This is a genomic window from Caballeronia grimmiae, from assembly GCF_022879615.1.
Lineage (GTDB): Bacteria > Pseudomonadota > Gammaproteobacteria > Burkholderiales > Burkholderiaceae > Caballeronia > Caballeronia grimmiae.
Genome location: NZ_CP084273.1, coordinates 762443 through 776076 on the forward strand (window position 1 = coordinate 762443; position 13634 = coordinate 776076).

At 64.4% G+C, this 13634-nt stretch carries 12 protein-coding genes and 1 pseudogene; 11 read left to right on the plus strand and 2 right to left on the minus strand.

What is annotated here, in order from left to right:
• The first annotated feature begins 971 nt into the window (after window positions 1–971).
• The 9 genes from LDZ21_RS22735 (at window position 972) to LDZ21_RS22775 (ending at window position 10146) form a co-directional block, all read left to right on the plus strand.
• Window positions 972–2189, plus strand: coding sequence for an ABC transporter substrate-binding protein (locus tag LDZ21_RS22735; RefSeq protein ID WP_244796226.1), 1218 nt, complete (start codon window positions 972–974; stop codon window positions 2187–2189).
• Window positions 2190–2269: 80 nt separating this feature from the next.
• Window positions 2270–3142 carry a branched-chain amino acid ABC transporter permease gene (locus LDZ21_RS22740; protein ID WP_244796227.1) on the plus strand — a complete coding sequence of 291 codons (873 nt, stop codon included), beginning with the start codon at window positions 2270–2272 and terminating at the stop codon, window positions 3140–3142.
• 18 nt (window positions 3143–3160) lie between these two features.
• A complete protein-coding gene (locus tag LDZ21_RS22745) occupies window positions 3161–4945 on the plus strand; it encodes a branched-chain amino acid ABC transporter ATP-binding protein/permease (protein WP_244796228.1) in 1785 nt (594 codons plus the stop codon).
• The gene (locus LDZ21_RS22750; protein WP_188885351.1) at window positions 4929–5633 is read left to right on the plus strand and encodes an ABC transporter ATP-binding protein; all 705 of its coding nucleotides are present in this window, start codon (window positions 4929–4931) and stop codon (window positions 5631–5633) included. Before LDZ21_RS22745 ends, LDZ21_RS22750 begins: the two co-directional genes overlap by 17 nt.
• Window positions 5634–5678: 45 nt before the next feature.
• Window positions 5679–6227 carry a 2,4'-dihydroxyacetophenone dioxygenase family protein gene (locus tag LDZ21_RS22755; RefSeq protein WP_035969837.1) on the plus strand — a complete coding sequence of 183 codons (549 nt, stop codon included), beginning with the start codon at window positions 5679–5681 and terminating at the stop codon, window positions 6225–6227.
• 5 nt (window positions 6228–6232) lie between these two features.
• Window positions 6233–7243 carry an NAD(P)H-quinone oxidoreductase gene (locus LDZ21_RS22760; protein ID WP_244796229.1) on the plus strand — a complete coding sequence of 337 codons (1011 nt, stop codon included), beginning with the start codon at window positions 6233–6235 and terminating at the stop codon, window positions 7241–7243.
• A gap of 19 nt (window positions 7244–7262) precedes the next feature.
• Window positions 7263–8006: an SDR family oxidoreductase gene (locus LDZ21_RS22765; RefSeq protein ID WP_244796230.1), complete on the plus strand. Its 744-nt coding sequence runs from the start codon at window positions 7263–7265 to the stop codon at window positions 8004–8006.
• On the plus strand, window positions 8003–9118 hold the full coding sequence (locus tag LDZ21_RS22770; RefSeq protein ID WP_244796231.1) for a glycerol dehydrogenase: 1116 nt from the start codon (window positions 8003–8005) through the stop codon (window positions 9116–9118). Before LDZ21_RS22765 ends, LDZ21_RS22770 begins: the two co-directional genes overlap by 4 nt.
• Complete coding sequence (locus LDZ21_RS22775) at window positions 9115–10146, plus strand: LacI family DNA-binding transcriptional regulator (protein ID WP_244796232.1); 1032 nt, start codon at window positions 9115–9117, stop codon at window positions 10144–10146. The genes LDZ21_RS22770 and LDZ21_RS22775 overlap by 4 nt, the downstream gene beginning before the upstream one ends.
• A 610-nt stretch (window positions 10147–10756) precedes the next feature.
• Here the strand turns inward: LDZ21_RS22775 and LDZ21_RS22780 are convergent.
• A complete protein-coding gene (locus LDZ21_RS22780; protein WP_244796741.1) occupies window positions 10757–11854 on the minus strand; it encodes an NADH:flavin oxidoreductase/NADH oxidase in 1098 nt (365 codons plus the stop codon).
• Between the two features lie 88 nt (window positions 11855–11942).
• Here LDZ21_RS22780 and LDZ21_RS22785 point away from each other — a divergent pair, with 88 nt between their 5' ends.
• On the plus strand, window positions 11943–12272 hold the full coding sequence (locus LDZ21_RS22785) for an ArsR/SmtB family transcription factor (protein ID WP_244796233.1): 330 nt from the start codon (window positions 11943–11945) through the stop codon (window positions 12270–12272).
• A 218-nt stretch (window positions 12273–12490) separates the two neighbouring features.
• On the opposite strand, the gene LDZ21_RS22790 is transcribed toward LDZ21_RS22785, so the two are convergent.
• Entirely contained in the window at window positions 12491–12856 is a 366-nt protein-coding gene (locus LDZ21_RS22790) for a BON domain-containing protein (RefSeq protein ID WP_244796234.1), read from the minus strand.
• A 189-nt stretch (window positions 12857–13045) separates the two neighbouring features.
• Between LDZ21_RS22790 and LDZ21_RS22795 the strand changes: the two are divergent.
• Window positions 13046–13606 (plus strand): annotated as a pseudogene (locus LDZ21_RS22795) (LysR substrate-binding domain-containing protein); the annotation flags it as partial.
• Window positions 13607–13634: the final 28 nt, after the last annotated feature.

The following is a 13634-nucleotide window of genomic DNA, read 5'->3' on the forward strand; positions in this document are numbered from 1 at the left end:
CCTGCGTTTGAGGAAAGCTGTTCAACGACACGGCAATTTTTTACGTTTGGTGAAGGAGGCCGAAGTATATGGGCCGAAAAGCGACCAAAAACGTATCTGAAAGTAACAATCGGAAGAAAGCAAAGCTTGGATATGCTCATACCGTAAGGAGGAAAAAACGCCCGCAATCGTCTGCGTATTGAGAAAAGAACGGACGCGTTATTTCATAGGAAAGGCGTCTAACCGATGATTTTTTCACTAATTAGAGCTATGTAAATCCTTAATGTAGTAAAAACTGCTGATAAAAATGCGATCTGCGGCCCAGTTGCGGGCGATTTCCGACCATTGCGGTTGGTTCGCACATGTGCGGATCTCCGCGCCTCGCGTTCACTAACAGCCATCTTTGCCGCCTTCGGCACGAGGTCAGGAAGTTTTGCCCCAACGTGCCGGACCGCATACTTTGCCTCGGCGCTTTAGATGAAGTGACAGCGGTTCGCGAGCTAGCTGCGTGGATCCTCGGTGGTGCCGAACGATGCTGACGTCCGCGTCGCCCTGACCGTTGGGCATGTACCTGCATCAGGATCGGCGTTCCTGCGAAGAGAGCTTGTCTTGCTCAGGCGGCGTTCGCCGGGCGCGAATGCGCAGGCGATCGAGAGCACTCCGCCGGTGCTTTTGCCGCAACTCTCGGAACGCGAGGTGGATTTGTGGCGGGCCGCTGGATTCGCTTGGGCCAGCAAGCGGTTCTGAGGAGAAGGCGCTGCTCGAAGACGGTCGCTGGTAAAAGCGGGAGTCGGGAAACCCCTCGTTGACGGGCGTCGAAGTCAGAACTCAATATTGAAGCGCTTCAACTGCGCGCGGACAGCGGCGACCTTCATCACCGAGAGAACGGACAGCGCAACATGCGCGCGTCCAAGTGCCACTGCCATACCTAAAAATTGAAGCGCTTCAAATTCGCGTTACTGCGAATCAAATACATACAATGGAGACAACGCATGTCCTCGACCTTCCCTCGCACCGCCCTTCGCGGCTTACTCAGCGCCTGCCTTGCCTCGCTGAGCGTCGGTGCCGCACATGCGGCTGATCTGAAAATCGGCGCGCTTTTCCCGTTTAGCGGCGGTCTCGCGTTGCTCGGCGAGGAAAGCTATCGCGGCGTGCAGCTTGCCGTCGACGAACGCAATGCCGCAGGCGGCGTGAACGGCGACAAGGTCGTGCTCGTGAAGGCCGATGCCGTCGATGCCAACCAGGCCGTCGGCGAAGCGCGCCGCCTGACTTCGGTCGAGAACGTAACCGCCGTGTTCGGCAGCTACTCGTCGGCGGTGTCGTCGGCCGCGACGCAGGTGACCGAACTCGCCGGCGTGCCCTTCTTCGAACTCGGGGCGACGGCCGACACCATCACGAGCCGCGGCTTCAAGTATCTCTATCGCAGCAACTCGACCACCAAGACCTTCGCGGACAGCACGCTCGAAGCGCTTACCAAGGTCGTCGCCCCGCAACTGAAAGTGGACCCGAAGTCGCTGAAGATCGCGATCATCGCCGAAGACGGCCCGTACGGCACGCTCGTCAGCGGCTTCCAGAAGGAAGGCGCGAAGAAGCTCGGCCTGAACGTCGTGCAGGTGCTGCCCTATTCCGCCAAAAGCGTGGACTTGTCCTCGCTGATTCTGCGGCTCAAGGGCGCGGACGTCGACGTTGTCCTGCAAACGGCGTATCAGAACGATGCCATTCTGTTCTTCCGTCAGGCCGCGCAGGCAGGCTTCAAACCGAAGGCCGTCATTGGCGCGGGCGGCGGCTATTCGCTCGCCGATACGGCCAAGGCCGTCGGCGCGCCGATGAACGGCGTGTACGACATCGACTTCCCGCAAGTCGCCATGAACGAGAAAGGCGCGCCCGGCCTCGACACGTTCACCACCGAATACCAGAAGCACTTCGGCATGGCGCCGCGCTCGGGTCACAGCCTCGTGAACTACGTCGGCGCGAAAGCGTTCCTCGACGTGCTCGCCAACGCGAAGTCCACGGACAAGGACAAGATTCGCGCAGCCGTCCTCGCCTACAAGAAAGCGACTGGCACGACCGCGGCCGGCTGGGGCTTCCAGTTCGCGGACAACGGGCAGAACCAGCTCGCGACCACGAACGTCATGCAGTGGCAAGGCGGCAAGCTCGTGACCGTGTATCCGGAATCGGTTGCGATCGCCAAGCCTGTTGCCGCGCAGTAATTCCGCCGCGATCAAGCCCCATTCCTCTTTCACTCGAACCGCGTGGCGCTGATGCGCCGCGCGGCGTCCGGGAAACGAGCATGTCTATTCTTCTGCAACTTCTCGTCAACGGCCTTTTGCTCGGCGGCGCGTACGCGATCATCAGCATCGGCCTCACGCTGATCTTCGGCGTCGTGCGCGTGGTCAACTTCGCGCACGGCGAACTGCTGATGGTCGGCATGTACGCCGTGTGGCTGCTCGCCGCGAAGCTCGGCTGGCACCCGTATGTATCGGCGGTGCCGGTTGCGGTGCTGTTGTTCGCGCTGGGCGTGCTCATCCAGCGTTTCATCATCCAGCCGCTGCTCTCCGCCGATGCCCACATCCAGATTTTCGCGACCGTCGGCGTATCGACCGCGCTCGTCAATCTCGCACTGATGATCTTCGGCGCGGACGTGCATCCAGTCGAGGTCACGTTCGGCACCGAGCATTTGCAGTTCGGCGACATCAACATCGTGAGCGGGCAACTGTTCACGTTCGCCGCCGCGCTTGCGGTCGCGGGCGGGCTGCATCTGTTCCTGCAGCGCACCTACACGGGACGCGCGTTTCGCGCGGTGGCGCAGCATCGCTACGCGGCCTCGCTGATGGGCGTGAACGTTGAAACCACCTACGTGCTCGCGTTCGGCATTGGCGCGGCGCTGGTCGGGCTCGCGTCGGGGCTGCTGGTCGCGCAGTATCCGGTGTTCCCAACGGTCGGCCAGTACTTCGTGCTCACCGCGTTCGTCATCGTCGTGCTGGGCGGTCTGGGCAGCCTGCCGGGCGCACTCGTCGGGTCGATCGTGATCGGGCTCATCGACAGTCTCGCGGGCTACTACATCTCGCCCGACATGAAGGAAGTCGTCTACTTCGCGATCTTCCTCGTGATTCTCGTGGTGCGCCCGACCGGCCTCTTCGGTCTCGGACGCGGCTCCGAATAACGTTCAGCGAGGCAACCGATGTTTCCAAATCTCCTGCATCCGCGCGGCTACATGGGCGCGCTGGCGCTGCTGGCGCTGCTCGCGACGCCGTTCGCGCTGCAATCGCCGTTCGCGTTTCACCTGGCCGTGCTCGTGTGCATCTTCGGCGCACTCGCGACCGCATGGAATATCGTCGGCGGATTCGCCGGCCAACTGTCGCTCGGGCACGCGGTGTTCTACGGCATCGGCTCGTACACGGCGACGCTCTTCGTGATCCACTTTGGCATCACGCCGTGGCTCGGCATGTTCGCGGGCGCTGTCGTATCGGCGGCGGCGGCGGTCGTCATTGCGTATCCCACCTTGCGTTTGCGCGGGCCGTTCTTCGCGCTCGCCACCATCGCCTTCCTGGAAGTGTGCCGCCTGCTCACCGTGCATGAGGAAAGCTGGACGGGCGGCTCCGCGGGCCTGAATGTGCCGCTCAATATCGGCCTGCCGTGGATGGTCTTCCGCGAAAAGTGGGCGTACCTGCTGATCGCCTTCGGCTTCCTGCTGGTGACGTTGTGGGCCGCGTGGCTGATCCGCCGCTCGCGCTTCGGCTTCTATCTGATCGCGGTGCGCGAGCGTGAAGACGCGGCGCGCGCCGTCGGCGTGAACGCGGTGAAGGTGAAGATCGGCGCGGCGGTGATCTCGGCCGTGCTGACGAGCCTCATCGGCTCCTTCCACGCGATGTATCTCACCTTCATCGATCCGTCCGCCGCGTTCTCGCTCGAATTGTCGGTGCAGATCGCGATGTTCGCGCTGATCGGCGGACTGGGCAGCGTCGCCGGGCCGCTCGCGGGCACCGTGCTCGTGCTGCCGATCGCCGAGGTTGCGCGCGGATGGCTCAGCTCGTTCGGCAGCGGCACGCACGGCTTCGTCTACGGCGTCGTGCTGGTGCTCGTCGTGCTGTTCATCCCGCGTGGCCTCGTCGGGCACCTGGGCGGCTACGTGCTGCGTTTCATCGACCGCCTGCCCGGCGCTCGCACGCCGCCGGCGCAACCGGCGAAGTCGATCGCACCCGCCGATGCCCTGCCGCTCGGCACGCCGCTGCTCGTCGCGGAGCATCTGAAGAAGCGCTTCGGCGGTCTCGTCGCCACCGACGACGTGTCCCTCACGCTGCATGCCGGCGAGATTCTCGGCGTGATCGGCCCGAACGGCGCGGGCAAGACGACGGTCTTTAACCAGCTTTCGGGCTTCATCCGGCCCAACGAAGGCATCGTCAAGATTCGCCTCGCCGATGGCCGCTGGGCCGAACCGCGCACGCCCGATGCGTTCGCGAAGGACGGCATCGGCCGCACCTTCCAGATCGCGCAGCCGTTCGCAGGCCTCTCCGTGCTGGAGAACATCATGCTCGGCGCGTTCATGCATACACGAGTGCGCCTGGAAGCCGAATCGATCGCCCGCGAAGTCGCGGAGATCACCGACCTCACCTCGTTGCTCGATACTGAAGCGCGCAGCCTGACCGTCGGCGGCATGAAGCGTCTCGAAGTGGCCCGCGCGCTCGCGACGCGTCCACGCGCCCTTCTGCTCGACGAAGTGATGGCCGGCCTCAATCCCGCCGACATCGCGCGCGCGATCGAGATGGTGCGGCGCATCCGCGACTCGGGCGTCGCCGTGCTGATGATCGAGCACATGATGCAGGCGACGATGGCGCTCTCCGACCGCATCATCGTCATCAATGCCGGGCGCATGCTCAAGGAAGGCAAGCCGTCCGATGTCGTCAACGATCCTCAGGTGATCCAGGCCTATCTCGGCAAGGGGTATCTCGATGCTCAAGCTGCATAACGTATCGGCCGGCTACGGCAAGAGCGAAGTTCTGCGCGGCGTCTCGCTCGACGTGCAGGAAGGCGAGATCGTCACGCTCGTCGGCGCGAACGGCGCGGGAAAGACCACGACGCTCAAGACACTGTGCGGCATCGTCGCTGCGCGCGGCGGGAGCATCACGTTCGAGGGGAAGGAACTCGTCGGCAAGACGGCGCACGAGATCGTCGCGATGGGCGTCACGATGGTTCCCGAAGGCCGCCAGCTCTTCCCTTTCCTGAGCGTCGAAGAGAATCTGCTGATGGGCGCGTTCCGTCACGCCGCACGCGGCGCACGGCGCGAACGCATGGACGAAGTGCTCGAACTCTTCCCGCGCGTGCGCGAGCGGCTGACGCAGCTCGCCGGTTCGCTGTCGGGCGGCGAGCAGCAGATGGTCGCCATCGCGCGCGGCATGATGTCCGCGCCGAGACTGCTCATCTTCGACGAGCCGTCGCTCGGCCTTTCGCCCTTGCTCGTCGAACAGATGTTCGAGGTGGTCGGCACGGTCGCGGCCCGAGGCGTGACGGTGCTGCTCGTCGAACAGAACGTGTTTCACACGCTGAAGCTCGCGAACCGCGGCTACGTGCTGGAAAACGGCGCCATCGCGCTGACCGGAACCGGCGCAGAATTGCTCGACAGTCCCCACGTGCGGCGCGCCTATCTCGGTCATTGATCGAATGGCCGACGCATCGCATCCCGAACTCACGGAGAACAACTCATGCAAACCGAAGTGAAGCCCGCAGTCAAACCCGATGAACAGGTCATCGCCTATCAATTGCCGCAAGCCCCGTACATGTCGAAGGATCTCGTGCACGGCGGCGTGATGACCGACTGGCTCGAAGACGACAACCTGTGGGTTCCCGCGACCGAAACCGTGTCGTTCAAGCCGCTCATTCTCAGCGCGAGCCAGGGCTATTACGTGAACCTGCTGCGCGTGCGCCGCAGCGGCGTGATCTCGCGGCATCGTCATAGCGGAGCGGTTCATGCGATGGTGCTGAAGGGCCGCTGGTACTACCTGGAACACGACTGGGTCGCGGAACAAGGCGGCTATGCGTTCGAGCCCGCCGGCGAAACGCACACGCTTTTCGTGCCTGAAGACGTGCCCGAGATGATCACGTGGTTCCACGTGACGGGCGGCTACACGTATGTCGATCCGCAAGGCGTCGCGCAGGGCTACGAGGACGTCTTCACGAAAATCGAAGCGGCCCGCAAACACTATGCGTCGATCGGTCTGCCGGCCGACTACATCGAATCGATCATCCGTTGAACGCCATGACATCCACTCTTCCCGCATCGATGCAGTACATCGATCACGGCGCGGGCGGCGCGCCCGATTGCATGCGGCTCGCGCAAGGACCGCTGCCCTCGCCCGGCGCCGATGACGTGCTTATCGAAGTCGCCTACGCGGGCGTCAATCGCCCGGACGTGCTGCAACGTTCCGGTTCGTATCCGCCGCCGCCGGGCGCGTCGCCGCATCTGGGGCTCGAAGTGTCGGGCCGCGTGGTCGCGACGGGCGCGCGGGTGACGCAGTGGCGCGTGGGCGACGAAGTTTGCGCGCTGGTTCCGGGCGGCGGCTACGCGCAATACTGCATCACCGATGCATCGCATTGCCTGCCGGTGCCGAAAGGTCTCACGCTCTTGCAGGCCGCCGCCTTGCCCGAGACCTACTTGACCGTATGGACGAACGTGTTCGAGCGCGGCCGGCTGCAAGCGGGCGAGACTTTCCTCGTGCATGGCGGATCGAGCGGCATCGGGCTGACTGCAATCCAGCTCGCGCACGCGTTCGGCGCGCGCGTGTTCACGACCGTCGGCAATGCGGAGAAAGCAGCGGCGTGCCGTGACGCGGGCGCGGATCACGTCATCAACTATCGCGATGAGGATTTCGTCGATGCCGTCGCGAAGCTCACCGATGGCCGGGGCGTCGACATCATCCTCGACATGGTCGGCGGCGACTACATCCCGCGCAACATCCGCGCGCTGGCGCTCGAAGGCCGGCTTGTGCAGATTGCGTTTCTGGAAGGCAGCCGCATCGAACTGGACGCCATGCCGATCATGCTGCGCCGTCTCACGTTCACCGGATCGACCTTGCGTGCGCGCAGCGTCGAGCAGAAGGCGGCCATCGCCCAGGCGCTGCACGCGCAGGTGTGGCCGCTCCTCGAAGCGGGCCGCGCCCTGCCGGTGATTCATCGCGTGCTGCCTTTCACCGACGTGCAGGCTGCGCACGAACTGATGGAATCGAGCCGGCACATCGGCAAAATCATGCTGAAAGTGGGAGACCGATAACGTGCGGCACGACAAGCGTGTGGTTCTGGTAACGGGCGGCAGCGGCGGCATCGGCGAGGCGCTCGTCGAGCGTTATGCGCGCGACGGCGCGGCAGTCGGCATCGTCGACGTCAACGAAGAAACGGGCGCAGCGCTGGCACGGCGCCTCGCCGATGCGGGCCTGCGCGTGCATTTCGCGCACGCCGACGTCGGCGACTTCACCGAGTGCGAGGCCGCGTGCCGTTCGATCGAAGCGGCGCTCGGACCGATCGATACGCTCGTCAACAACGCGGGCATCTCGCCGAAACACGCGGGCAAGCCGATGCCGGTCTGGCAGATGGCGCCCGACGAATGGCGCCGCGTCATGGACGTCAACGTGAACAGCGTCTTCAACTTCTGCCGCATTCTTGCGCCGGGCATGGTCGAGCGGCGCTTTGGCCGCATCGTGTCGATGTCGTCGGTGGCGGGCAAGGCCTATCTCGACATCGTCGCCGCGCACTACAGCACGACGAAGGCCGCGCTGATCGGCATGACGCGGCATCTCGCGGGCGAACTCGGCCCGCATGGCATCACGGTGAACGCGATCGCGCCGGGGCGCATCGACACGCCGCTCGTGCGCGGCGTCGCGCGCGAGGCCAACGAGAAAGTGGCGCGCGAAACACCGTTGCGACGTTTGGGCGCGCCGGACGAAGTCGCATCGACGTGCCTCTTCCTCACGTCCGATGACGCGGCGTTCGTCACGGGCCAGGTCATCGACGTGGCCGGCGGATGGCTGATGACATGACGACGCACGCGCCATTGCGAACCATCGGCTTTCCCGGGCGATACACGCAAGGCCCGGGCGCGTTGGCTTCTCTCGGACCGACGCTCGCGGACCTCGGCGCGCGCCGCGCATTCGTGCTCGTCGATGAGGCGGTGGCCGTTCGCGTGTCGGCGGACGTCGTGCAATCGCTCAAAGCCGCGGGCGTCGCGCCGCATCTGGCCGCGTTTCCGGGCGAATGCACGGCGGCCGTCATCGCGAAGCTGTCCGCCGATGCGCGCGAGCGGCATGCCGATGCGGTCGTGGCGATCGGCGGCGGCAAGACCATCGACACGGCGAAGGGCGTTGCGCGGGCGCTGGACGCGCCGATCGTCGTCGCGCCATCGGCCGCTTCGAGCGATGCGCCGACGAGCCGGCTCATCATCCTGTATGACGAAGCGCATCGCGTCGCGGGCATCGAGATGTTGCCGCGCAATCCGGATGCGGTGATCGTCGATACGGCGTTGATCGCCGCCGCGCCCGCGCGCCTGTTCGCGGCCGGCATCGGCGATGCGTTGAGCAAGAAGTTCGAAGCGGCGCAGTGTCAGCGTGCTGCCGGCCTGAATTCATACGGCACGCCGCCGCTGCCGAGCGCGCTGCTGCTCACCCGTGCGACGCTCGCGATCCTGCTCGAAGACGGGGCGCGCGCCTATGCGGATGTCGGGCGAGGCGAACTCACCGAAGCCGTCGAACGCGTGGTCGAAGCGACCGTGCTGTTGAGCGGCGTCGGCTTCGAGAGCGGCGGCTTGTCGCTCGCGCACGCGCTGATTCGCGGTCTCACGGCGATACCCGCGATGGCTTCCATGATGCACGGCGAACTGGTCGCCTTCGGCACGCTTGTACAATTGTTCGTCGAAGATTCATCGCCCGAAGAGATCGAACCGTTGGCCACGCTCATGACCGCAGTCGGATTGCCGCTCACGCTCGCGCAACTGGGGCAGCACGCCCCGCTCACCCCGGCGCAAGAAGCGCTCATCGCCGAGGCCACGCTCGCCACGCGCTATAGCCGGCACATGTCGCCGCCGTTGACGGCGCAGCGGGTGATCGACGGCATCGCTCGCGCCGATGCCTACGGACGCACACGCAGCGCGTCATGAAGCCGACCCGCGCCACGCTCGCCGATGTTGCGCGGCTCGCCGGCGTCTCGCTCGGCAGCGCGTCGCGGGCCCTGTCCGTGCCGGACCAGGTCAAGCCGCAGACGCTCGCGAGCGTGCAGCGCGCGGTCGAACAGCTCGGCTACGTGCGAAACGGTGCGGCGCAGGCGCTGGCGTCACGCAAGACGCGCACCGTCGCGGCCATCTATCCGACGCTCAACAATCCCATCTACGCCGATTCCATCCAGTCCTTGCAGCAGACGTTGTGGGGCTACGGGTATCAGTTGCTCATCGCGAGTCACGAATATAGGCCCGCGCGCGAACTGGAAGTGCTGCGCGCGATCCTCGAACGCGGCGTCGATGGCCTCGTGCTCGTCGGCACCGATCATCCGCCCGAAGTCATCGAGTTGACGCGCCAATACGACTTGCCTTATGTGCTGACGTGGTCGGTCGACGAAACGCAGTATCCGCACTGTGTCGGTTTCTCGAACTTCGAGGCCGCTTATCGGCTCGCGCGGCGCATCGTCGAATTCGGGCATCGGCGCGTGGCCATGTGCGGCGGCTCCACAGCGGGCAACGAGCGAGTGCGCGCACGGCAGGCCGGCACGCGCGCCGCGCTGAGAGAAGCCGGCCTCGACCTGAGACCCGACTGGATCGTCGAAGCGCCGTTCACGTTCGAAGGCGGCCGGCAGGCGCTGCGCGAATTGTGGGACAGCGAAGAGCGTCCGAGCGTCGTGATTTGCGGCACGGACCTGCAGGCCATCGGTCTGCTCGACGAATGCCGGGCGAAGAACATTCGCGTGCCCGACGACCTCTCGGTAACGGGCTTCGACGATATCGAGCACGCCCGGCTCACGCAGCCGCCCCTTACGACGGTGCGCGTGCCGTCGCTCGAAATCGGCGCTCGTGCGGCGCGGCATCTGATGGCGCTGATCGACGGCAGAAACGGTGAGGATGAGATCGTGCTGGACGCGCCGGTGGTCGAACGGGACACGCTTTCGAGGCCGCTGGGCGGGCAGGCCGGAAGCTGACCGACGCCCTGCCCTGGAGCGCGCGCTTCTTCACGTCGTTGCATCCTTGGCGCGGCGATGCAAGGTCGACGGGCCAGGGATCGGCTCGATGCGCCCGGGCACGGAACAGATCGAAGTGTCTCGATGAGCGTGTCAGTCCATGTCTGACAGAATTGCCTTGATCAAAGCCTGCTTAGTTGTGCATGCGCTGCGAACGCGTGTGCATCGAGCGCGTCGAGATGGTTGTAGACTGCTGTGCCTGCACGTAAAGCCCCTCGGTGGGCCGGACGTCTCTTGATGAAGAGCAACGGTCATTTCCATCCGCTGGACGGTCTGTCCGAGGCCGACACACTGTTCCTGCTCGAAAACCCGTGCCCGAGGACGCCGGCAACCGGCAAGCGCATGAGTTCCCGGTTCGTTTCGCGGCATTAGCGTCCGACCGGAGATGCTTGCATGGAGTGCATCCGAACCGTGCAGCTTTGTTTACCCAAGGTATCCGCAATGTATAGAGTCGCGCTGCAGGCATGTGCCCGCAGCGCGACCCATCTCACGATTACGCGAGGAACGCCAACCCGACGCGTGCGCCGCCGGTTGGATCAGCAGAAACCGCCGTGATCGGCGTCGATTTCAATCAAGCAACCGCGTAACGTTCGAGCCAATGCGCGTAAGGCGCCGGCAGCGTCCAAGACGGTCGTTCAATACCCAGCTTGCGCGCCGCGTGGTACGGCCAATGCGGATCGGCCAGATGCGCGCGCCCGACCATCACCAGGTCCAGCTGACCGTTCTTGACGGAGCGGTCGGCCAGTTCCGGCGTATCGATGCCCCACGCCGATGAGACGGCAATGCCAGCCTCGCGGCGCACACGCTCCGCGATCGGCGCGAGAAATGCCGGCGCCCACGGGATGGCCGCCTTCGGCGTGGAAAAGCCCACGCTGACACTGAGCATATCAAGCCCTTCGCGCTTGAAGTTCTTCGCCAGTTCAATCGACTCAGCGAGGGTTTCTTCGTCGCGTCCGTCGTACTCGATCACGCCGAATCGCGCCGTCAACGGAAGATGCTCAGGCCATACCTTGCGTACGGCGGCCAGCGTTTCCAGCAGGAAGCGGCTGCGGTTCTCGAGGCTGCCCCCGTATGCGTCGTCGCGTTGATTGGAATGCGTGGAAAAGAAGCTCTGGCCGAGGTAGCCGTGCGCGAAGTGCAACTCGAGCCATTCGAAGCCGGCCTCGAGCGCGCGCCTGGCAGCGGCGACGAAGTCTTCGCGAACGCGTGCGATGTCGTCGAGCGTCATCGCTTTCGGCACTTTCGACAGGCCACCGCCGAAGGCGATCGCCGACGGAGCGAGGGTCGCCCAGCCCCGGGGATCGCTGTCGGCGATGTGGTCGTCACCTTCCCACGGCCGGTTCGCGCTGGCTTTGCGGCCCGCGTGACCGATCTGAATGCCCGGCACGGCGCCCGCTGCCTTGATCGATGCGACCACGGGCGCGAACGCATGCGCCTGCTCGTCAGTCCAGATGCCCGCACAGCCCGGTGTGATCCGGCCCTCGGGCGACACCGCGGTTGCCTCGACGATCACCAGCCCCGCGCCCCCGCGTGCGAGACCTGCCAGGTGCACGCGGTGCCAGTCGTTGATCAGACCGTCTTCGGCGGTGTACTGGCACATCGGCGGAATTGCGATGCGGTTGCGTAGGGAAACGTCCTTGAGCTTGTAGGGCTGAAATAATGCGGACATCAGGCTAAACTCCTCTGGATAAGGCTTGTACGTTAGTTCGATGAATATCGAACTATTGAGTATGGCAGAAACTTCTACCCTTTGCACAATGCGCACTTATTCCCATCCTGGCGCCGAGGACTTCACGCTCGCGCGCCTCTTCCACGCGCTTAGCGACCCGGTGCGCCTTGAGATCGTCCGTCGACTTTCAACGGTCGACGAAGCCACCTGCGGCGACCTCGACGGTGGACGCCCCAAGTCGAGCGTCTCCCATCATTTCCGGATCCTGCGCGAAGCTGGGCTGGTACGCACGCGTGTTGCCGGCACCGTGCATCAGAATTCATTGCGGCGCGCCGAGCTGGATGCGCGCTTTCCGGGCCTAATGGAGGCGGTCGTCAAGCAGATCGCCAATGAACCCGCATTGAGCGAATCGGCTTGAAAGTCGGCTGAAGGCCGATGGAAAGATGGGTGCGAGCGCGACGGTACGCACCATGAAAGCCGGGACGGCGAACCCCTTCCCCAGGGCAGCGGTGTCAGCCCAGACGGCGCGTCATAGAGCGTCGGCCTGATCAATCTTCGCTGTACAGAACAAAGGGGACTCGCTCCAGGATTCACGAGGTGGTGAGATGGAATCCTCAGTCCCTGGCGGCGTGGGGCTTACTGCCCTCCATACTGGACCGTCAGAACGTTCTTCACCGACGAGACGCCATCCACGGTTTTCGCAATAGCGGCGGCCTTGTCGATTTGGGTCTGATCGGCAGCGTGCCCGCTGAGCGTGATTACGCCGTTTTTCGCGTTTACGCTGATACCGTTCGTCTGAACGCCGCCTTTTTGAAGCGCCTGGGACACTTTCCGGCTCAGCGCCCTGTTGGCTGTACGAATCTGCTTCTTCGACATTCCCGCACTCGCCGACGGCGCGCCTGCGGAGGCGGCGGTGGTGCCGGCCGTTTGCGACCAAACGTTGACTGAAAACACGGTCGCCAGGGCGATCGCGGCAAGTCTGAGCACATTGATCGTCTTCATCGCTTAGCTCCAGGTTCGCTTGAATCTCATTGAGGGGCACGCTGAATTTTAGGCGGCCATGCGTGACTTCCAAGAGATACTTCAATCTTGAGGATGACCAAGCTCAATTCCGGCCCAATGCGTCGTTTCAGAATGTTCGTGCTACTTGTTGGTTCGCAGGGCGCGAACGCCGAGCGCAGAAGGCAAGCATCCTTTCTGCCTGCCGTGATCGGGCGCTTCGTGGACGCACACCCGCGCGTCGCCGTGTCGCTCGAAATGCGCAGCGAGAGCACGATCCAGCGCTGGGTGTCGTCCGGACATTGCGACGTGGGTTTCGCGACCATCACGCCCGATGCGTTCGGCGTGACGAGCGTCGAGCTTTACACGCTCGCGGGGCTATGCGCGTTGCCGGCGCGGCATGCGCTTGCGGCGCGCGAGCGGATTGGGGCGGCCGACTTGCGCGGTGAGCGGCTAATCCTGCCTTCCTATGCGGACGATACCCGCACCGCGCTCGTCACGCGGGGCACGGGCGTGGGCATCGTCAATCCGCTCGCGACCGTGGATGCCGATCCGGCCCGCATCGTGTTCCGGCAGTTCGCGCCGGAGATATGGTTTCGCGGCTTCACGCTCTATCCGCAGACGCCGCAGGCCAATCCCGTGGTCGAGGCTTTTCTCGAACTCGTGCACGAGGATATGGCGGATTTCAAGGTCGACGAGCAGCAACAGACCGCTCCTTGCCGCGAACGGCAGACAGGCGACGGAGCCCGCTAGCGCGACCGTCGCAAGTCCGAGCCGCCTT

Excerpts from the sequence above, each read along its gene's own strand:
- LDZ21_RS22740 (WP_244796227.1), top strand. The coding sequence starts at position 2,270 with ATGTCTATTCTTCTGCAACTTCTCGTCAACGGCCTTTTGCTCGGCGGC.
- LDZ21_RS22760 (WP_244796229.1), top strand. The coding sequence starts at position 6,233 with ATGACATCCACTCTTCCCGCATCGATGCAGTACATCGATCACGGCGCG.
- LDZ21_RS22745 (WP_244796228.1), top strand. The coding sequence starts at position 3,161 with ATGTTTCCAAATCTCCTGCATCCGCGCGGCTACATGGGCGCGCTGGCG.
- LDZ21_RS22735 (WP_244796226.1), top strand. The coding sequence starts at position 972 with ATGTCCTCGACCTTCCCTCGCACCGCCCTTCGCGGCTTACTCAGCGCC.
- LDZ21_RS22780 (WP_244796741.1), bottom strand. The coding sequence starts at position 11,854 with ATGTCCGCATTATTTCAGCCCTACAAGCTCAAGGACGTTTCCCTACGC.
- LDZ21_RS22750 (WP_188885351.1), top strand. The coding sequence starts at position 4,929 with ATGCTCAAGCTGCATAACGTATCGGCCGGCTACGGCAAGAGCGAAGTT.
- LDZ21_RS22770 (WP_244796231.1), top strand. The coding sequence starts at position 8,003 with ATGACGACGCACGCGCCATTGCGAACCATCGGCTTTCCCGGGCGATAC.
- LDZ21_RS22755 (WP_035969837.1), top strand. The coding sequence starts at position 5,679 with ATGCAAACCGAAGTGAAGCCCGCAGTCAAACCCGATGAACAGGTCATC.
- LDZ21_RS22790 (WP_244796234.1), bottom strand. The coding sequence starts at position 12,856 with ATGAAGACGATCAATGTGCTCAGACTTGCCGCGATCGCCCTGGCGACC.
- LDZ21_RS22775 (WP_244796232.1), top strand. The coding sequence starts at position 9,115 with ATGAAGCCGACCCGCGCCACGCTCGCCGATGTTGCGCGGCTCGCCGGC.
- LDZ21_RS22785 (WP_244796233.1), top strand. The coding sequence starts at position 11,943 with ATGCGCACTTATTCCCATCCTGGCGCCGAGGACTTCACGCTCGCGCGC.